This window comes from Paenibacillus sp. Z3-2, assembly GCF_054161325.1.
Genome location: NZ_CP096397.1, coordinates 1,814,316 through 1,833,461, shown reverse-complemented (window position 1 = coordinate 1,833,461; position 19,146 = coordinate 1,814,316). Strand labels below are relative to the sequence as shown.

General features: G+C 43.8%; 18 protein-coding genes. 3 read left to right on the top strand and 15 right to left on the bottom strand.

The genetic code is table 11. The features are described 5' to 3' along the window. Positions 1-28: 28 nt before the first annotated feature. Positions 29-511: an acetolactate synthase small subunit gene (gene ilvN / locus M1D71_RS08210; RefSeq protein WP_024628317.1), complete on the bottom strand. Its 483-nt coding sequence runs from the start codon at positions 509-511 to the stop codon at positions 29-31. Next, positions 508-2,259: a biosynthetic-type acetolactate synthase large subunit gene (ilvB, locus tag M1D71_RS08205; RefSeq protein WP_458126039.1), complete on the bottom strand. Its 1,752-nt coding sequence runs from the start codon at positions 2,257-2,259 to the stop codon at positions 508-510. Before ilvB ends, ilvN begins: the two co-directional genes overlap by 4 nt. Positions 2,260-2,858: 599 nt before the next feature. On the opposite strand from ilvB, the gene M1D71_RS08200 reads away from it, so the two are divergent. Then, positions 2,859-3,311: a GNAT family N-acetyltransferase gene (locus M1D71_RS08200; protein WP_458126038.1), complete on the top strand. Its 453-nt coding sequence runs from the start codon at positions 2,859-2,861 to the stop codon at positions 3,309-3,311. Position 3,312: 1 nt separating this feature from the next. Here the strand turns inward: M1D71_RS08200 and M1D71_RS08195 are convergent, their stop codons facing one another. The 10 genes from M1D71_RS08195 to M1D71_RS08150 form a co-directional block, all read right to left on the bottom strand. Further along, complete coding sequence (locus M1D71_RS08195; protein WP_458126037.1) at positions 3,313-3,702, bottom strand: hypothetical protein; 390 nt, start codon at positions 3,700-3,702, stop codon at positions 3,313-3,315. Positions 3,703-3,954: 252 nt separating this feature from the next. Then, positions 3,955-4,671 carry a hypothetical protein gene (locus M1D71_RS08190; RefSeq protein ID WP_458126036.1) on the bottom strand — a complete coding sequence of 239 codons (717 nt, stop codon included), beginning with the start codon at positions 4,669-4,671 and terminating at the stop codon, positions 3,955-3,957. A gap of 297 nt (positions 4,672-4,968) precedes the next feature. Further along, positions 4,969-5,931 (bottom strand): ABC transporter permease, encoded by a 963-nt coding sequence (locus M1D71_RS08185; protein WP_458126035.1) that lies wholly within the window; start codon positions 5,929-5,931, stop codon positions 4,969-4,971. Further along, complete coding sequence (locus M1D71_RS08180; protein ID WP_458126034.1) at positions 5,932-7,011, bottom strand: ABC transporter permease; 1,080 nt, start codon at positions 7,009-7,011, stop codon at positions 5,932-5,934. It abuts the gene before it with no gap. After that, on the bottom strand, positions 7,004-8,542 hold the full coding sequence (locus tag M1D71_RS08175) for an ABC transporter ATP-binding protein (protein ID WP_336760611.1): 1,539 nt from the start codon (positions 8,540-8,542) through the stop codon (positions 7,004-7,006). The genes M1D71_RS08180 and M1D71_RS08175 overlap by 8 nt, the downstream gene beginning before the upstream one ends. Positions 8,543-8,725: 183 nt before the next feature. Next, on the bottom strand, positions 8,726-9,766 hold the full coding sequence (locus tag M1D71_RS08170; RefSeq protein WP_458126033.1) for a BMP family lipoprotein: 1,041 nt from the start codon (positions 9,764-9,766) through the stop codon (positions 8,726-8,728). 577 nt (positions 9,767-10,343) lie between these two features. Then, positions 10,344-10,703 (bottom strand): 50S ribosomal protein L20, encoded by a 360-nt coding sequence (gene rplT, locus M1D71_RS08165; RefSeq protein ID WP_017689664.1) that lies wholly within the window; start codon positions 10,701-10,703, stop codon positions 10,344-10,346. 88 nt (positions 10,704-10,791) lie between these two features. Then, positions 10,792-10,995 carry a 50S ribosomal protein L35 gene (rpmI, locus tag M1D71_RS08160; protein WP_017689665.1) on the bottom strand — a complete coding sequence of 68 codons (204 nt, stop codon included), beginning with the start codon at positions 10,993-10,995 and terminating at the stop codon, positions 10,792-10,794. Between the two features lie 24 nt (positions 10,996-11,019). Next, complete coding sequence (infC, locus tag M1D71_RS08155; protein ID WP_062833422.1) at positions 11,020-11,514, bottom strand: translation initiation factor IF-3; 495 nt, start codon at positions 11,512-11,514, stop codon at positions 11,020-11,022. A gap of 329 nt (positions 11,515-11,843) precedes the next feature. Further along, positions 11,844-13,082 carry a glycosyltransferase family 2 protein gene (locus M1D71_RS08150; RefSeq protein WP_169478871.1) on the bottom strand — a complete coding sequence of 413 codons (1,239 nt, stop codon included), beginning with the start codon at positions 13,080-13,082 and terminating at the stop codon, positions 11,844-11,846. A gap of 710 nt (positions 13,083-13,792) precedes the next feature. On the opposite strand from M1D71_RS08150, the gene M1D71_RS08145 reads away from it, so the two are divergent. Beyond that, the gene (locus M1D71_RS08145) at positions 13,793-14,320 is read left to right on the top strand and encodes a phosphatase PAP2 family protein (protein WP_458126032.1); all 528 of its coding nucleotides are present in this window, start codon (positions 13,793-13,795) and stop codon (positions 14,318-14,320) included. Between the two features lie 50 nt (positions 14,321-14,370). Then, a complete protein-coding gene (locus M1D71_RS08140) occupies positions 14,371-15,522 on the top strand; it encodes an MGDG synthase family glycosyltransferase (protein ID WP_458126031.1) in 1,152 nt (383 codons plus the stop codon). Positions 15,523-15,629: 107 nt separating this feature from the next. Here the strand turns inward: M1D71_RS08140 and M1D71_RS08135 are convergent, their stop codons facing one another. The 3 genes from M1D71_RS08135 to M1D71_RS08125 form a co-directional block, all read right to left on the bottom strand. Continuing rightward, positions 15,630-17,180 carry an ABC transporter substrate-binding protein gene (locus M1D71_RS08135; RefSeq protein WP_458127201.1) on the bottom strand — a complete coding sequence of 517 codons (1,551 nt, stop codon included), beginning with the start codon at positions 17,178-17,180 and terminating at the stop codon, positions 15,630-15,632. Between the two features lie 96 nt (positions 17,181-17,276). Further along, positions 17,277-18,140 (bottom strand): carbohydrate ABC transporter permease, encoded by an 864-nt coding sequence (locus tag M1D71_RS08130; protein WP_458127200.1) that lies wholly within the window; start codon positions 18,138-18,140, stop codon positions 17,277-17,279. Between the two features lie 96 nt (positions 18,141-18,236). Continuing rightward, positions 18,237-19,142 carry an ABC transporter permease gene (locus M1D71_RS08125; protein ID WP_017689672.1) on the bottom strand — a complete coding sequence of 302 codons (906 nt, stop codon included), beginning with the start codon at positions 19,140-19,142 and terminating at the stop codon, positions 18,237-18,239. Positions 19,143-19,146: the final 4 nt, after the last annotated feature.

The window sequence follows — 19,146 nt, the reverse complement described above, 5'->3', positions numbered from 1 at the left end:
CGTCGTCCCCTCTTCATTCATTATAGCCTTATACGTTGCCGCGTACCAATGCAGTTATGCCTGTACGGGACAATTCGCGAATGCCGTATGGCTTGAGCAATTCAATCATCGCATCAATTTTGTCCGTATCTCCGACCACCTGCACAATCAGGCTGCCTGGACCAACATCTACAACGGATGCGCGGAAAGTTTCCACCACACCCAGAATTTCAGGACGCTCGGAAGGCTCTGCTTTCACTTTGATCAACGCGAGTTCACGGGCTACCATCGGTTTCAGGCTGAAATCAACCACTTTAATGACATCGATGATTTTGTACAATTGTTTCTCAATCTGCTCCAGCGTTTTATCGTCACCAATAGTCACAATAACCATCCGGGAGAGTCCGGGTTCTTCCGATTGACCCACTGTAATACTCTCAATGTTAAATCCGCGTCGACCGAACAACCCTGATACCCGCTGAAGGACGCCTGGCTGATCGTTAACCAATATTGAAATCGTATGTCTAATCATTCCTCAGCATCCCCCATCAGCATTTGATCAATTGTTGCTCCCTGTGGAACCATTGGATACACATTCTCTTCCTTGCGTACCACGAATTCTACAACGACTGGTCCTGGTGTATCCAGAGCTTCCTGCCAAGCCCGCGCCGCTTCTTCTTTATTCGTTGCACGTAATCCTTTCACACCATATGCTTCAGCCAGTTTTACAAAATCCGGACTTCCTGCCAGATCAATGTGACTGTAACGGTTCTCATAGATGAGTTCCTGCCATTGGCGAACCATTCCAAGTACCTGATTGTTAATGATAACAATTTTTACCGGTATATTGTTAATGGCACAGATCGCGAGTTCTTGGGAACACATCTGCATTCCGCCATCACCGTTAATGGAGATAACGAGTCTGTCCGGATTGGCCATCTGAGCACCAATTGCAGAAGGGAATCCAAAGCCCATCGTTCCGAGACCACCCGAAGTTACCCATGAACGTGGTTGATTAAACTTATAATATTGTGCTGCCCACATCTGATGTTGTCCCACATCCGTCGTCACAATCGCTTCACCTTTGGTTGTATCATTCAGCATTTCAACAACCCACTGAGGTTTCAGCACTTCGTCTGAATCCGTATAGCTGTAAGGCTTCTCTTGTTTCCACTGTTTGATCTGGTCTCTCCATGCATCTGCACGCTCTGCACGCTTAACTTCTTTGTTGGCTATCTCCAGCACCGTCTTCACATCACCAACAATTGGAATATCCGTTGCGATGTTTTTACCAATCTCTGCCGGATCAATATCGATATGAACGATTTTGGCATGTGGAGCGAATCCGTCCAGCTTACCTGTTACCCGATCATCGAATCGTGCGCCGATATTAATCAGCAGATCCGACTGTTGGATGGCCAGGTTGGATGTGTATGTTCCGTGCATTCCTGGCATCCCTGTCCATAGTTCATGCCCACTTGGGAATGCACCAAGACCCAGAAGGGTTGTCGTAATTGGAATGCCTGTCTTCTCAACAAACTCGAACAGTTCTTCATGTCCCCCCGAGTATACCACACCGCCACCGGCCAGAATCATTGGACGTTCTGCTTCCTGAATGGCCTGAGCTAAACGGTCAACCTGCAGTTTGTTTGGTACTGTCCGTGGATTGTACCCTCTTAATGTAACAGGTTCAGTACTCGGTTCAAACAAGGTTTTGTTGGCTGATACATCCTTCGGAATGTCGATCAGTACAGGACCTTTACGACCGGTATTCGCAATGTGGAATGCCTCATGAATGATACTCGACAAATCCTTAACATCTTTTACCAGATAGCTGTGTTTGGTGATCGGCATTGTAATACCGGTAATATCAGCTTCCTGGAAAGCATCCGAGCCGATCAGGCTGGAATTAACATTTCCCGTAATAACAACCAGTGGCACAGAATCCATATACGCTGTTGCAATACCGGTAACCAGATTCGTTGCTCCTGGTCCAGAGGTAGCGATACATACACCCACTTTTCCGCTTGCCCGTGCATATCCGTCAGCCGCGTGAATTGCACCTTGTTCGTGACGGGTTAAGACGTGCTTAAAGTCCTCGAAACCATACATTGCATCGTAAATGTACAACACTGCGCCGCCCGGGTAACCAAATACACAATCTACACCTTCAAGCAACAAGCTTCTCAGCAGAATTTCTGATCCGCTAATGACCTCCGGCTTCATCCATTTTTCACGTAATTCATCTGTTGACCGTACTTCTGGAATTTGAGCTCCCATCAGTCATCCTCCTCTCGGAATTTACATCATTCTGACATTTAAAGTTACAAAAAAAACCTTCCATCCCTGCAAACAAGTTCATGCTTGCGAGGGACGAAAGGTTATCGCTTCCGTGGTACCACCCAACTTTGTCCGAAATTTCGCAATAACGGACCTTACCAGGTACAACAAAACGATAGCTCAAACGAACATAGTCGTTTCCCATACCTGTTGTCTGTAACGCAGACATACGATTTTCCCTAATACGCGAAAGGAGTGACATCCAGTGCTTTTCAGGAAAACAGCTCCGAGGTGAGCTCGTATATAAGGGATAATGGTGGTGGTTTCAGCAATTCCAGCCACTCTCTGAGCAAAAGAGCCCTTAAAACTTCGTCCTCTTCATAGCCGATGAAATATTCTCGTTAAATGTTAGGAACATTATATGATTCCTCCAACCGATAAGTCAATACCTGTTTTGCATAAAAATTCAGAGAGCCTTCCATCATGCCTCTTCAGCCTTTAACGTTGCCCTAATCCTTGTGCTTCATTCAGTCACCTTTTATCTTGCTTCGGGCATAGAATATACGAGCAGCACGACTGGTCCTGAAAGGAGGCTCCGCATGGTGATTCGGCAACGCACATCCAAGCTGGATGATGGCGCCATCATGAAGCTGATTGACACTCAACTTGTTCCTTTATCTCATATGAGTGAAAAAGAAATTAATAAAATCCGCAAAGAAATACCCCTGCGAATGAACAGGGGCATGACCTTTGTTGTCTCGCCGGAGCCAGACAAAGCTGCTGTCGCATTCATCCATTTTCTCATGCATGGTGAACTGCTCTATGTCGATATGATGGCCGTTAGTCCGAAAGAGCAACGCAAACGTTACGGGCAGACTTTGCTGCTCAAAGCAGAGAGCTTTGCTGCATCTCGGGGTTGTAGAAGATCGAAAGTGATGGTGGATGAAGGCAATACCAAAGGGCTTCAGTTTTATCAAAAAAATGGGTATAGTGCGATTCGATACATTATGGTAAGTCACTGCTACGAAATGGAAAAAAACATTATAGAATGACCTAGAAAAATCCTGGTGGACGTGGACCCGGACCATATGGGCCGTAACCAGGGCCAGGGCCAAAGCCGCCACCAGGTCCTCCAGGTCCATATCCCGGTCCGTAACCTGGACCATATCCAGGGCCTGGCTTCGGTCCAGGTCCATATCCCGGACCGAAGCCAGGGCCAGGACCATAAGCATAAGGCAGTGTGGCAATAGCGAGCAGATCAAACAATACCAGCGGCAGAATCGCTTTTGTACGTACTTTTTTGCCATTCAGACGCTTCAGTACCAGTTTGTTACCCGATACTTTCAACAGCCTTCCCGTAACCCGAGTGCCGTCTTTTTTGATTGCAACAATATTTTTGCCTATTAATTTCATCGCTTCATCACGCGTAACTTGTTGTTTCATACTTTCCCCTCCTCCTCGGATCGTTCAAAACAGTGTATTCGTCCATGACTGGATTCGCCTGTTTCTTTGTCCCTATAATTTAAAAAGTATAAAGAGAACAAAAACTCCACTCCTGCTTCTACTATTTTGCTAAATTAAATATATTTCAGTAATTCGAATTCATAATTTATTTAGTATTAAGAAGGAAATAAGCAAAGAAACCATGCGCACATAAAGTCCGCATGGTTTCTTTGCTTACACCTAAAATTACGTCTAAAATCTTACGTCTCCGGGCCAATGCACAGTTGAAAATAAATTTAAATCGCTAACCGTAGCACTGATTCCTAAAGTGGTTGCTCCACCAAGAGAAAGCCCTACATTACCAGTAACAGATGAAACTCCACCTTTATTATAGAAACTTCCTTTTACGATATAATGAATCTTATTCGCATTTTCTAAGTTAACATATACAGTACCAACAAAAGTTTTCGCGACATAAACATCCTCGCGTACATATGATAATGGATTTAAGTCTGTATTTAGAATCTTAACAATCCCACGAAAAGAACCGCTCTCATTCGTTTCACAGTAAAACTCTAAACTAGGAGTGTAACCCCTGAATTCTGGAAGGTACTGCTTTATTGTTCTAAACTTAGCCGCCTTGGCAGACACTACTCCTTCAGAGTTATTAGTTCTGTTTAAGCTTTTAGAATTATCTGTAGAGTTTTTCAAAATTATTTGCTGCGCTTCAACTTCAGTAATACCTTTATTTTTTGCCATTTCAGCAGCCAATTCATCAAATGTCATAACTTCACTTACTACAACCTCTTCAGGTAAGTTATCCAAACCATTTTGAAGATCAATCGTTGGAATATTTCCATCAACGTTCGAACTTACTTCAACATTATTATTTTCATCTGCAAATGCAGGTGATCCTACTGCTAAAAGACATACTGTAAAGCCGCTAACTATTATTTTCTTTAAATACAAATTACATCACTCTCTTTCTTTTTTTGGGATATTTATATAATAATACTAAATACATAATTTGTAAAGTTAAATAATGTAAATTTTTTTTATCTATTGTTTAGCTGCAACGTTATCAAAAGGGATTTTCAGCAAAAAAAAAAAAAAAACTTCTGTTAAGTAAAGCTTAAGACACAGTAACAAGATGTCTCAATGCTCTACTTTAACAGAAGAAATGATACGAATTAAAGAAATCTATTATTTTAAAAGATAATATATTTTCTAAGAAAGCTACTCGTGTAGTCTATTTATTATTGGAATCTATCTTTTTCCAGGATCGTAAGCTTCTCCCAGTGCAGACGGAGCTGAAGAACGTCCTACGGCCGCTACAAGTACGATAAGTGTCAACATGTAGGGCAGCATATAGATAATTTCCTGGGGAATACTTTGGGTCCATTCAAACATCTGTACATAGTTCCTGATTGCTTGCGAGAATCCAAAGAACACTGCCGCACCGAATGCACCGATTGGATTCCATTTACCAAAAATCATCGCTGCAATGGCAATATAACCTTGGCCGGAAACCGTATTGTGTGAAAATGTACCCGTGGTTGTCAATGTAATCGCAGCTCCACCAATGGCCGCAAGCGCACCACTGATCATAACTCCAATATAACGATAACGAAGGACTTTGACGCCAACCGTATCTGCTGCACTTGGGTGTTCACCCACTGAACGAAGACGAAGACCAAATGGTGTTTTGAACAAAATATAATATGTCAGAAACACAAAAAGGATCGCAAGATATGTTGTTGGATATACATTTTTGAAGAAGGCCTCCCCTAATAGAGGTATATTCTCCAAGAAGGGTACATTAAACTTATTAAATCCTTGTACCAAAGGAGAATCTCCTGCCCCTTCAAACAGTAACTTAACTAAGTAAAGCGTACTTCCCGCTGCCAAAAAGTTAATCACAATACCACTTATAATCTGATCTGCTTTAAATGTAATTGACGCAACAGCATGGATAAGTGATACCAGTACGCCCAATATAATCGCGAGCACCACCCCCATCCAAGCTGATGTTGTTCCACCCATGCCCGCTTCTTGCGCGTAATGCGCTCCTATTCCAGCAGCAAAGGCTCCAAAGACCATGAAGCCTTCAAGTCCAAGATTTGTCACACCTGATTTTTCCGAAAAAATTCCGCCAAGTGATGCAAAAATCAATGCCGTAGCAAAGACAAGCGTCGTATTGATAATTTGCCCAATTGTCAACAAGTCCATCTACAACACCTTCTCTTTCTTGCGCTTCGAATAGAACGGTTTGAGTATCCAGCGCACGATGCCTTGTGCCGCAATGAAGAAGATAATCGAACCGATCACAATCCGAATAATCTCAGGTGGGACATCCGCAGCAAAACTCATTCCTGCAGATCCATACGTGAGGGTACCAAACAAAACTGCTCCTAAGAGAACGCCGAATGGATGATTTAGACCGATGAGAGCTACGGCAATACCATCAAACCCGGTTCCTGGTGAACCTGTCATCAATGTTTGATACTGGAATACACCCAATACCTGAAAGGCTCCACCAAGTCCTGCAAGCATACCACTAATAAACATAGCTTTTACAATATTACGATTCACATGCATACCCGCATATTCAGCCGCGTTGGGATTAAGACCGACAGCTCGAATTTCGTATCCTTGTTTTGTCTTCCACATGTAAATGTAAAAGATCACCGCTATAACTAAAGCGATTAATGTACCAAGATGTACACGTGAGTTCCCCATTAACTCAGAAAGCCAAGTCAAGCTTATGGAAGCTGTTTCACTAATGTCTGCCGAACGATTCTCACCTGGAAGTAAGAGAAATTGACGAACGATCAGATTTGCCATGTACAGACCAATCCAGTTCAACATGATACTACTGATAACTTCATTGACCCCACGTGCTGCTTTCAGATAACCCGCAATCGCGGCCCAAAGACCACCAAACAATGCACCAGCAATCAAAGCCAGTGGCGCATGGAGGTAGATCGGTAAACCTACAAACTTCACACCAACAAATGTTGCAGCTGTCATACCGACGAGAAATTGACCTTCTCCCCCGATGTTAAACAAACCTGCACGTGATGCAAATGCAAATGCAAGTCCAGTCATGATCAGTGGTGTCATTTCCCGTACCGCTTCACCAAAGTTGTACATGTCTCCAAATACTTTGGTGAACAATGCGCCGTAGGCTTCAATCGGATTGTACCCACCGATCAGCATGACAACCCCACCGAGAATCAGACCCATAACAATGGCGACGACAGGCAAAATAAATGAATCCCGAGTAAACCATTTCAATACGTTACTCATGCGCAGTACCTCTCTTTTGGGTGCTGCCCGCCATCATCAGGCCGAGCTCCCTGTCATTGGTTTCTTCCGGCAGCACCTCGCCTACGATCTGGCCTTCATAGATGACAGCAATTCGGTCAGATACATTGATAATCTCATCAAGCTCAAATGAAATCAACAGAACAGCCTTACCTTGATCGCGTTGTGCAATCAGTTGCTTTTGCACGAACTCAATCGCCCCTACGTCCAGACCACGAGTTGGCTGGGCAGCGATAAGCAGTTCAGGGTTTTTATCCACCTCACGGGCGATAATGGCCTTCTGCTGGTTTCCTCCGGACAAGGAACGAGCTTTGGTCTCGATGCTTGGTGTACGCACGTCAAATGCCTCCACAAGCCGCTTCGCCTGCTTTTTGATCGCATCGAAGTTAAGGAACCCTTTACGGGTGTATGGTGCTTTATAGTACGATTCCAGAACGATATTTTCACTCACTGAAAAATCAAGGACAAGTCCGTGTTTGTGTCGATCTTCAGGGATATGGGCTACACCCGATTCCGAAATATGGCGTGGAGAATGATTGGACAGCTCCTTGCCCTCCAAACGAATCGAACCGCTCTCGACTTTACGAAGTCCAGTAAGGGCCTCAATGAGTTCACTTTGACCGTTACCATCCACGCCTGCGATTCCGACAATCTCTCCTGCACGCACATTCAGGTTAAGTTGGTTCAGAACCGAAATACCTTCTTTATTCTTCGCAGTCAATTTACTAACTTCAAGCACATTAGCTCCAGGTGTAGCCGGTTTTTTGTCCACTTTGAATGTGACATTCCGACCTACCATTTTCTCTGCTAGTTCATTCGGGTTGGTTTCCGATGTTTTGACCGAATCAATGACTTTACCCCGACGGATAATCGTTACTGTGTCGGATATCTCCATGATCTCTTTCAGTTTGTGCGTGATCAAAATAATCGACTTGCCTTCTGCTACGAGCTTCTTCATGATGATCATCAGTTCTTTGATCTCTTGAGGAGTCAAAACGGCTGTTGGCTCGTCAAAAATCAGAATGTCTGCACCACGATACAACGTTTTAACAATCTCCACACGCTGCTGCATTCCGACAGAGATATCATGAATCTTGGCATGCGGATTCACCTTGAGTCCATACTGTTCGGACAGACGCTGCACTTCAGCGGCTGCTTTTTTATAGTTAATATTGAGACCCTTCGTTGGTTCAGATCCCAAAATAATGTTCTCTGTTACCGTGAACGGCTGTACAAGCTTAAAGTGCTGATGCACCATGCCGATGCCAAGATCGATCGCTCGGTTAGGGCTGTCGATGATGACAGGCTTGCCATTCACTTCAATGGAACCTTCATCCGGCTGATAGAGACCAAATACAATATTCATCAACGTTGACTTACCAGCGCCGTTTTCGCCCAGTAGCGCATGAATCTCGCCTTTACGAAGCTGAAGGCTGATGGCGTCGTTGGCAACAATGCCTGGGAAACGCTTCGTTATTTGTTTTAACTCAACGACGGGGGTTGCTGCACCCATGTAATCACCCTTATAACTGATATAGTGTGGTTCCGCAAACGAAAGAAAAGCTCCTACCGGAGCGTTGATATACAGTGACCTTGTACAATTGTTATGATGACTTGATCAAATGTTCCTGTTCTTGCAATCATAAGGCCGGTCAAGACCGGCCCCAATGATTATTCTTTTGCAACTAAGATCAAATTACTCAGTAGGTACTTTGATTTCGCCGCTGATGATTTTTTCTTTGTACTCTTCCACTTTTGCAAGTGTTTCAGCAGATACATTGGCAGTGGAAGTATCAGCAATACCCACGCCATTATCCTTCAAGGTCAAAGTTTCAGAACCACCAGCAAATGTTCCATCAATAACTTCTTGGTTAACGCGCTTAACTGCTTCGTCAACTTTTTTAATCATGGAAGTCAAAGTTACTTCATCACCAAACTCAAGGGATTGGTCTTTATCAACACCGATAACCCATACTTCTTGACCTTGTTTCTTACGAGCAATTGCTTCGTTGAACACACCATTACCTGTAGCACCGGAAGCGTGGAAGATAATATCTACGCCTTGGTTGTACATTGTAGCAGCTGCTGCTTTACCAAGATCAGGTTTGTCAAAAGCACCTGTGTAGTTTGGAATAAATTGAGCATCCGGATTAACTGCCTTAACGCCTTCTCTGAAACCTACTTCAAATTTTTTGATGAGCGTACTTTCAGCTCCACCTACAAAACCAATTTTGTTCGTTTTTGTAGTCAATCCTGCAACTACACCTACGAGGAAGGAACCTTCTTCTTCAGCAAAAGTTACGGACTTAACATTTGGAGCATCAACTACACTATCAATAATCGCAAGCTTAGAGTCTGGATTCTGATCAGCTACTGCTTTGATAGCTTTCTCTAATTGATAACCAATACCCCAAGTCAGATCATATCCGTTTTTAACGAATTCGTTCAAGTTAGGAATGTACTCTTCATCGGATTTACTTTGCAGGTATTTAACTGCAGTACCTGTTTCTGTTTCAGTCGCTTGCAAAGCTTCCCAAGCGGATTGGTTAAAGGATTTGTCATTAACTCCACCTACGTCAGTAACCATACCGATTTTAAGATCGGATTTTGCTTCAGTGGATGTGCCACCTGTATCTCCTCCGGCATTTGTTTCTTCATTCGGTTTGCTACCGCAACCTGCGAGCATAACCGATACCGCCAGCAACATTACCAAAGACAAGCTGAGCATCTTTTTCATTTCTCTTTTTCCCCCTTAATGATATATCCTTCATTCCAATCCAGCCTACAATTGAACGGTTAACAGATAGCAGGAATGACTTTTATGCAGAATGTATGGTTTCTTCGACATTAAAAGCGCATTATCACCCTTGAAGCATCCAATCATCTGTCGAAAAACCGAACATTATGACATGGAGAGAAAAATTAGGACTTGCCTACTAGAGGTGATTATACAATCAACCCGTGTTAAAATCCAGATGTTTCATCATCAAATATCACATATTTTCGTTCTTTTTTTATTGAAAACGCTTAATAATTTAGCGTTTTAACACACTAACGTTACAACGATGTGATGTTATATAACAAAAACATACCGCGAACTTTAGTGATATATGGATTTCACTCGTTTTCTTTTGTACTATTCCACCGTTCGTATTTATGTATTCCCATGGTGTGTTATTCACCCGTTGTATGGTCTCATTGTTCCCGTCCAGCTTATAGCCTATTCGTTCTATTCCTTCAGAGATTCATCTCCGAATTCCCTCAAAGCCGTAAAAAAAGCCGCCATATAGGTACGGCGGCTTGTATCATACAATTTAAGCGTTGATTTTGCCTTTAGCTACAGTAGCCAAAGAGTTGAACGCATTGATGTCGTTAACGGCCAGATCAGCCAACATTTTGCGGTTCATGTCTACACCAGCAAGTTTCAAACCATGGATCAGTTTGTTGTAAGACAAACCATTCATACGTGCTGCTGCATTGATACGAACGATCCACAGTCTGCGGAAGTTACGTTTCGTGTTGCGACGGTCACGGTATGCGTATACCAGGGATTTCATTACTTGCTCGTTTGCTGTTTTAAAGATACGGTGTTTGGAACCGAAATAACCTCTTGCTAGTTTCAAAACCTTTTTATGACGACGACGTACTACAAAACCGCCTTTTACTCTTGCCATATTAAAGAACCTCCCAAATAAATATAAATGTATCCGTGGTATGTGTACGGCCTTAGCCGATCCCCCATACGGAATGTACTAATCAGAATTAGCCTTTCAAGTTAGCCAAACCTTGTTTCAAACGTCTAACATCCCCGGCAGCCATAACTGGGTTACCGTTCAGAACGCGCTTAGCACGTTTGGATTTGTGAGAAAGCAAGTGGTTTTTGTGAGCTTTGTAACGAAGGACTTTACCGGAACCGGTAATTTTGAAGCGTCCTTTCAAACTGCTGTGTGTTTTCATTTTAGGCATTTTGTGTTTCCTCCTCCAATGTTATCAGGCTTTAGGAGCCAAAATCATGATCATACTGCGGCCTTCCAATTTCGGTTGACGTTCAATAGTACAAAGTTCTGCAACTTCTACCTTAACACGTTCCAAAATCCGTTGACCAATCGCGGCATGTGCAATTTCACGTCCGCGGTAACGAACAGAACATTTCACTTTGTCGCCTTCGTTCAAAAACTTAACTACATTACGAAGCTTCGTTTGATAATCGTGCTCCTCAATATTGGAACGGAACCATACTTCTTTAATGTCAACAATTTTCTGGTTCTTACGGGCTTCTTTTTCTTTCTTTTGTTGCTCATAGCGGAATTTGCCATAGTCCATAATGCGACACACCGGCGGTTTAGCCTGTGGTGCCACATTGACCAGATCCAAATTCAGGTCAATCGCCATTTGCAGTGCTTCGCGAATGGGCGTAATCCCAATTTGTTCTCCTTCAGCTCCGACAAGGCGTACTTCCTTCGCCCGAATCTCATCATTAATCATGTGATCTTTACTAATAATCGTCCACCTCCAGGTCATTTTGAATATCCTGTTACACAAAAATAAAAGGGATGCCGGTCAAGTCACCGACATCCCTGTAATCAACACAATTCTTCATGAGTATACACTTCATAAATTATTGGGATCGTTGACCAGCCAACATAGTGTTGATCAGGTGAGAAGTCGGACTTCTACTTGTGATTCCATTGCTATTCGTTTTAACGCACTTGAATACTATAACATCCACGAAATACCTTGTCAACATCTTCACAACTTTTTTAGTAATTATACATTTGTTATATCAGATGCAACAACTCATGCATGCCTGTTCCTTACCCTTGTTTGCTCTGTACCTCATCCAAACGTACAACACGCGTATGCTGAGTGTGGCTCCACTGTTTGTTGTTCTGCGTGAAGAAAGCGTAGAACGTAATCGGGTACCATGACAACAGGTAAATCGGGAACAAGATCAGGTATAGATAAACTTTGGCAAAGGTAACCTTCTCTAACGCCATCGACAAGAGGAACGTCAGGATGTTCAGACCAATAGCCACAAATCCAACCCATAGCGGGAAGTATCCATAAATATTTGCAATGTGCGGACCTTTGAATATGGCCATGTCTACCCACATCGCAGCAGTCATCAGGAATGTAAGCAATACAACATAGACATTGGCTCCATAGATAGCAAGGTCAAACTTCACCAAGCTTCTTTCCTTAATAGACTGCCAGAGCAGTGGGAAGAAGTATCTGCGGGCAACCGTAAAGTGACCTTGCATCCAGCGGAGACGCTGTCTCGCTGAAGCTTTGAACGTTAATGGCTTCTCATCAAATACTTTGGCGTCGTAGTTGAAAACAGGATATACATTACGTTGCACACTACGCATCGTAAACTCCAGATCCTCAACCAGACTTGTTGCGCCCCAGCCAATTTCCTTCAACAGGTTGGTCTCGAAGCACATCCCCGTACCTCCAAGGAAGTTCGCCATATTCAAGTTATGACGAGACAACTGCCACAGACGGTTGATGTACCAGTAAGATACACCGTATGCTGCAGTAATCCAGGAATCCTCCGGATTTTTCGTATCAATGTATCCTTGGATAACGCGCGAACCATTGTTCAAGTCATCATTCATCTCAAGCAAGAAGTTACGGTCAACCAGGTTATCCGCGTCAAACATGACAACTGCGTCATACTGACGTGGCAATTTCCACAGGTACTTAAGCATCCATTCAATGGCATACCCTTTACCTCTTAGATCGGCATTGGTACGCACACAGGCATTTAACCCATGTTCTCTGACAATCTGAGCCGTTCCATCGGTACAGTTATCACAGATGACAAACACATCATACAGATCTTCCGGATAATCAAGTTGTTTCAAGTTCTCCATCAAGGCACCAATGACCTGTTCCTCATTGTGTGCTGCGACGAGTACAGCGAAAGATTTTGTCGCCGGATAATGTTTCTTTTTCTTTTTCTTAATCAGACCGAACAGCGAAAACGTGAATTGGTACACGGCTAGCAGTGCCAGAATGACCTGCATCGTGACGAATATAGCGTCCAACATCGTTCTCTGTTACCCCCTTTTTTTCGAAACCCAGTTTACTAAAGCATTTCTCTTCCTGATTCTGCAAGTTATTTTTTTTTGATCTGCAGAATATGACCCTGTTCTTTTGTGTACTACGCGAATATATCAGGCAATGTTTCAACGCTTGGTTGCTATCAGTTGGCTGCTTTATCGATTCTGTATTCTTTTCAGTCATTTGTCAAAACCCCAATTCCACTTTCTAAAGCAGAAATGTGATCTTTAAACGCTGAATAGACACTTCGTGATACCACAACCTCGCATTCATGCCTGTTATATCTTATTTTCAGCCGTTTACTTGATTTTTATTTCTAAAGTCCCTGCTTTTTTCATCAGCATGTTATTCTTCGTCAGAGGCTCTATAACAAATAACGTAAACAGACCTCAAAAAGTTTAAAACAAAACTCACATTTTTTTACCTCATTTCAGCCATGTTGAATCATTGTATCTTTTTTGGCTGACTCAAGTCAAAAAGTTAAGATGGATATGTATCCACTCTTTAACATGAATTTTACGTTCTTTACATGTGTTCTTCTTGAAAAGGACAACATTTAAAAATATGATAAACATATACCTGAAATAACCTCAAGTTCGCGAAAAACGGTTATATACTAATCAGGACGAAACCGGATGCAGAAATTCACCGGAAATACTGCCGCCATTACGGGCGGCCTGACTGGCAGGAGGCCAATATGAGCCGTTTATTCTTAAAGTTTCAAGAGTATGATCGAAATGTTTTTATGTGGATCAACGGCCGGCTTCATAATCGTTTTATGAATTTTTGGCTGTATTATTTCACTCATCTGGGTGGAGCAACTTCTTCTATTGCAGTATCCTTGTTAATCTGGCTGCTTGCTCCGGCTCCATGGAGCACAACAGGACTTCAGGCTTGTATCGCTCTTGCGGTCAGCCATATTCCTGTAGCCATCGCGAAAAAATTGTATCCTCGCATTCGGCCTTATCTGGCCTTGCCGGATACCATTACGTTTCGTAATCCCCTGACGGACCACTCGTTTCCTTCAGGACACACAACTGCCATTTTTTCGGTCACGGTTCCATTTATGACCGCTGATCCGATCTTATTGCTAATATTGTTGCCTGTGGCTCTTATTGTCGGATTCTCTCGAATTTATCTGGGATTACACTATCCTTCCGATGTTCTCGCAGGTGCCACAATAGGTACTTTAGTCGCACTTGCAACAGTTGCATTCTGGTCTTAAAGCCGATATGTTAGACTCAGAAAAACCTAGCAGGAACAGGTGAAGCAAGCGTGGAGAAAAAAAGAATATTACTATTATCTGAAGGCTTTGGTACGGGTCATACTCAAGCTGCCTATGCACTGTCCAGCCATTTGCGAAAGCTGTCGCCAGACGTGCAGACGAAAGTGCTTGAACTGGGAAGTTTTTTAAACCCCAAGGTTGCACCTCTTATTATAACGGCATACAAAAAAACGGTTACTAACCAGCCCAAACTCGTCGGGTACGTATACAGGCATCAATATAAAAAATCATTGAACCGGCTGACAACACTGGCGCTGCATAAACTGTTCTATACACATACACGTAGCGTCGTGCGTCAGTTACGTCCCAATGCGATTGTCTGCACCCATCCGATCCCAAGTGCTGTCATATCCAGACTGAAGCGACTGGGTGTACAGATTCCCCTTTGTACAGTCATTACCGATTATGATGCACATGGGACATGGATTAACCGTGAAGTAGACCTTTACCTGGTTTCTTCAGACGAGGTTAAGTCCAAACTAATATTGCGTGGCGTACCTAAAGACAAAATTCGAGTCACAGGCATTCCTGTACATCCAAACTTCTGGGAGCATCCCCGTCGAGATGAGATCCGAAGCAGATTCAATCTCAAAAACATGCCCACTGTACTGGTAATGGGCGGGGGTTGGGGAATGCTCAGTGACAAGTTAGTTCATCCGTTACTGACACGCTGGCATGAAGATATTCAGATCATTTTCTGTCTCGGTCGCAATGATAAAGCACGGATCAGCATGGAACAGAACCCCATGTATCGCAAAGAAAACATCCATATTATCGGATACACCAACGAGGTCGACAAATTGATGGAAGTATCCGACCTGCTGATCACCAAGCCTGGCGGAATGACTTGCAGCGAAGGATTGGCTAAAGGAATTCCAATGTTGTTCCACAACCCTATACCAGGTCAGGAAGAAGAGAACGTTCATTATTTTACCGCACGAGGTTTGGGAGAACCCATAACTTCGCTCGATATAGTAGTTAAATGGATGAATAAGTTGCTGAATCACTATCCGGATATCGTACGTAAACGCAAACGCCATCTGGCGGAAATCGCCAAGGTTCATCCGATGGAGAGCGCTCAAAGTATTATTGACCTGCTGGAGGACGTTCGTCCTTCATCCGCAGAAGAGGCCCGTTTATGATTTTATCCAATCATGCCTCTAATCAACGGCTTCAAACAAGCCTGCAACCACATCGAAAAGGTGCCTTCGAATCGGAAGGCACCTTTTCTTATGAAGGAAAGTACAAACTATTGAATGCCAGTTGACTTCAAGTACTCCTGCCACTGCTTGGTGTACTCCGCCTGAATTTTTTCCAAACCTGCTTGTTTTGCCTTCTCCATAAACGTGTTCATTCCAGCCTCTACGTCTGCCACCAAACCTACATTAAGCGGATACAAATATTGTTTTTCCACTTGTTCCAATGCAGCCTTCTCGGCTTGGTACGGCGTCCAGTCTTCAGCAAATCCGGTATAAATATCAGGCTTTTTGATTTTGTCGAGATCTTCAAACATGGTCAGCACGTCATCAAAGGTTTTGTCATAAAGCATGTATTCCGGATTACGCCATGCCCAGCCATTCATGCCCTCACGCGGGAAGCCGTTCGTTTGTGCATCGCCTACCATTTTGTAGTATCCATTATCTACCTCGAAGTTTTTGCCCTCAACGCCGTATTCAGTCAACCAGTTATATCGTTTGTCAGTCACCAGCTTCTCATAAAAGGCCAAGGCTTTTTCAGGATTTTTACTGCTACGCGGAATCGCAAAACCGTTGTGAATTGGGTGAACCGGCTGTGCAAACCCTTTCGCATTCGGGTACGGGAAATATGCCAGTTTCCAATCGGGATGAGTAGACTGCACCTTGATGACATCTGCATTAAATTTGTTGGGGTTCTCCCCAGACAGAACAACAGCTGCTTTTCCATTTTGCAGCAATGAGTTGGAAGTATCCTTTACATTTAGTACGTTTTTCGGGAAAAAACCTTTGTCCATCCACCGCTTGTATGTTTTCAGGTCTTCGAGATGTTGCGTCGATCCCCAATAAGACGTCACAGTGGACGGCGTGTCATACATAATATCCAGTCCATATGGGAGTTGACCTGCTGTATTCACCAGCTTGGATGTCAATTGACGAATACCGTGGGTGTGGTTGGCATTACTGTCTGCGATCGGAATCATATTCGGTTCGTTGGCTTTGATTCCCTCCAGATACGCTTCGAGAGTCTCCACCGATTCCGGCTTCGGAAGATTGTACTTCTCGCGCAAATCTTCGCGGTACGCAATTCCCTCTGTTACATATTCGATCCATGTCGATGGAACGGTATAGATTTTGTCATTAATTTTGACTGCATTCCACATGTCATCAGGTACATGGGCTTTCAGTGCTGGCGCTGCCGTAGGCAGCATTTCATCCAGAGGCAGGAACGCCCCCTTCTTCGCATAAGACTGGTAGAATGTCCAATCCGCTGTGAAGATCAGATCGATGGGCTGTCCGGAAGACAGCAGCAGTTTATATTTTTGATCCCAGTCCGTCCAGGAAGTGTAGTTGAATTTTACATTGACGTTCAGATCAGCCTCAGCCAGCTTATTGATCTCGGATTCAATGACAGGCAGATCTTTGGGAGCATCCCCGAGCATGTAAAATTGTAACGTGACTTTCTGGCTTTTATCTGATGATCCTCCCTGCTCGTTTCCTTGCGTCGATCCCCCCGAACCGTTATTACATGCGGCAAGCACCCCGGCGAACAACATCAGGGCAAGTACCAGAGACAGGTGCCGAATTGTTTTGTTACGCATACGCATCCTCCCTTTTTGTGGTGAACCTTTATATGTTAGCGCAGACTCGCCATGCTTCAGACCGAAGATGATGCCAATGGCCTGACACAACGTGTTCACGTTCTAACCTTTTACAGCACCAATCGTAAGTCCCTTGACAAAATAACGTTGTACAAACGGATACAGGAACAAAATCGGCCCCGTCACAACGATTGCCATCGCCATCTTGGTTGATTCAGTTGGTACACCCTGGCTGAGCGTAATCCCTGTGCCAATCGCCATCTGGTCAATGAAGGTAATCGTATTCATTGTGTTATAGAGATAAAATTGTAGCTGATACATATCCGGATTGTTAATGAAGAGAGATGAAGTAAACCAGTCATTCCAGTAACCCAGTGCCAGAAACAGACCTACAGTTGCGATACCGGGCATCGCCAGTTTCAACACAATGCTGATATAGATGCGGAAGTCATTGGCTCCATCCATTTTGGCGGACTCGATCAACTCATCCGGCACAGCCGAACGAATGAAGTTTTTCATCAGGATAATGAGAAATGGCGTCATTAACCCCGGGAAAATCAGTACAGTATACGTATCTGTGAGGTTGAAGTAATTCGCCAGCATAATGTACCAAGGCACGAGCCCCCCACCAAACAACGTTGTGAAATAGATAAAAAATGAGAACGTGTTCCGATATTTGAAGTCCTTGCGCTGAAGCACAAATCCGGCCATCGTGATCAGGAAAAGTCCAAGCGTAGTCCCCACCACCGTTGTAAACACCGTTACCCCATAAGCTTTGAGTACCTGAGTCGGGAATTTGAACACCATTTTGTAACCTTCCAGAGAAAAGTCCGTCGGAAAGAGGTGATAGCCATCCCTCACAATGGACTCGTTGCTGCTGAACGAACCGGATAGAATGAGCAGAAACGGCAGCAGGCACATGATTGATAAAATGATGATGACGCTGTAGGCAATCAGTTGAAACATCAAGGTGAATTCCGAATCTCTGAGACGAGTATTCGTACGAGTGCGCGTATTCATTGGCGTGTTCATGATCGTTCTCCCTCCTGCCCTGCGGGCGTTCTAGAACAAGGCGTAGTCCTCATTTACTTTGCGGATAATATAGTTGACGGTCATGATCAGAATGAAGCCGAATAACGACTGATACAAACCGGCAGCAGTGGCCATTCCGATATCAAACGTTACTTTCAGTGAACGATACACATACGTATCGATGATATCCGTAGCGTTGTACAGCACCCCGTTGTTTCCAATTAGTTGATAGAAAAGGTCGAACTGACCCTTCATAATGCTGCCAAGCGAGAATAGGAGTAGGATGACAAACGTTGGTTTCAGCATCGGTACCGTAATGTACCAGATTCGCTGAAAAATATTGGCCCCGTCAATCCGAGCAGCCTCATAGTACTCATCACTGATGCCTGTTATGGCGGCCAGATAGATGACCATGCTGTATCCAAGATTTTTCCACAGATAAAAGATGATGATCAGAAACACCCAGATCCACGGTGTGTTATAAATGTCGACCGGGCCCGCCTCGAAACGTTTGAGCACTGTGTTCACGAAACCAGACTCATAGTTGAACATGTTGTAAGCGATTACACTTAATAGTACAAATGAGATGAAATACGGCAAGAACATGACGGACTGCGTAATTTTTTTGAATAACCTGCCCCGGATTTCACTAAGCATGATCGCACAGAAGATCGCAAGGCCGTTTCCTAATATAATGAAGGCGAGATTGTAACCCACGGTGTTCGTTGTGAGCTTCAGCAGCATTCCGGATTGCCATAGGAACTTAAAGTTCTCCAGACCGACAAATGGACTGCCAAATAATCCTCCTTCAAAATCATACCGGGTGAACGCATAATAGATACCGACCATCGGAAAATACGAGTTAATCAGAAAAAAGATCAGCGTGGGCAACAGCATCAGAAACATGATTTTGTTCTTGTTCAATTCTTTGAGCATGGCT

Excerpts from the sequence above, each read along its gene's own strand:
- M1D71_RS08125 (WP_017689672.1), bottom strand. The coding sequence starts at position 19,142 with ATGCTCAAAGAATTGAACAAGAACAAAATCATGTTTCTGATGCTGTTG.
- ilvN (WP_024628317.1), bottom strand. The coding sequence starts at position 511 with ATGATTAGACATACGATTTCAATATTGGTTAACGATCAGCCAGGCGTC.
- M1D71_RS08170 (WP_458126033.1), bottom strand. The coding sequence starts at position 9,766 with ATGAAAAAGATGCTCAGCTTGTCTTTGGTAATGTTGCTGGCGGTATCG.
- ilvB (WP_458126039.1), bottom strand. The coding sequence starts at position 2,259 with ATGGGAGCTCAAATTCCAGAAGTACGGTCAACAGATGAATTACGTGAA.
- M1D71_RS08150 (WP_169478871.1), bottom strand. The coding sequence starts at position 13,082 with ATGTTGGACGCTATATTCGTCACGATGCAGGTCATTCTGGCACTGCTA.
- M1D71_RS08130 (WP_458127200.1), bottom strand. The coding sequence starts at position 18,140 with ATGTTTCAACTGATTGCCTACAGCGTCATCATCATTTTATCAATCATG.
- M1D71_RS08180 (WP_458126034.1), bottom strand. The coding sequence starts at position 7,011 with ATGAGTAACGTATTGAAATGGTTTACTCGGGATTCATTTATTTTGCCT.
- M1D71_RS08200 (WP_458126038.1), top strand. The coding sequence starts at position 2,859 with ATGGTGATTCGGCAACGCACATCCAAGCTGGATGATGGCGCCATCATG.
- infC (WP_062833422.1), bottom strand. The coding sequence starts at position 11,514 with ATGATTAATGATGAGATTCGGGCGAAGGAAGTACGCCTTGTCGGAGCT.
- M1D71_RS08185 (WP_458126035.1), bottom strand. The coding sequence starts at position 5,931 with ATGGACTTGTTGACAATTGGGCAAATTATCAATACGACGCTTGTCTTT.
- M1D71_RS08175 (WP_336760611.1), bottom strand. The coding sequence starts at position 8,542 with ATGGGTGCAGCAACCCCCGTCGTTGAGTTAAAACAAATAACGAAGCGT.
- rpmI (WP_017689665.1), bottom strand. The coding sequence starts at position 10,995 with ATGCCTAAAATGAAAACACACAGCAGTTTGAAAGGACGCTTCAAAATT.
- M1D71_RS08195 (WP_458126037.1), bottom strand. The coding sequence starts at position 3,702 with ATGAAACAACAAGTTACGCGTGATGAAGCGATGAAATTAATAGGCAAA.
- M1D71_RS08135 (WP_458127201.1), bottom strand. The coding sequence starts at position 17,180 with ATGCGTATGCGTAACAAAACAATTCGGCACCTGTCTCTGGTACTTGCC.
- M1D71_RS08145 (WP_458126032.1), top strand. The coding sequence starts at position 13,793 with ATGAGCCGTTTATTCTTAAAGTTTCAAGAGTATGATCGAAATGTTTTT.
- rplT (WP_017689664.1), bottom strand. The coding sequence starts at position 10,703 with ATGGCAAGAGTAAAAGGCGGTTTTGTAGTACGTCGTCGTCATAAAAAG.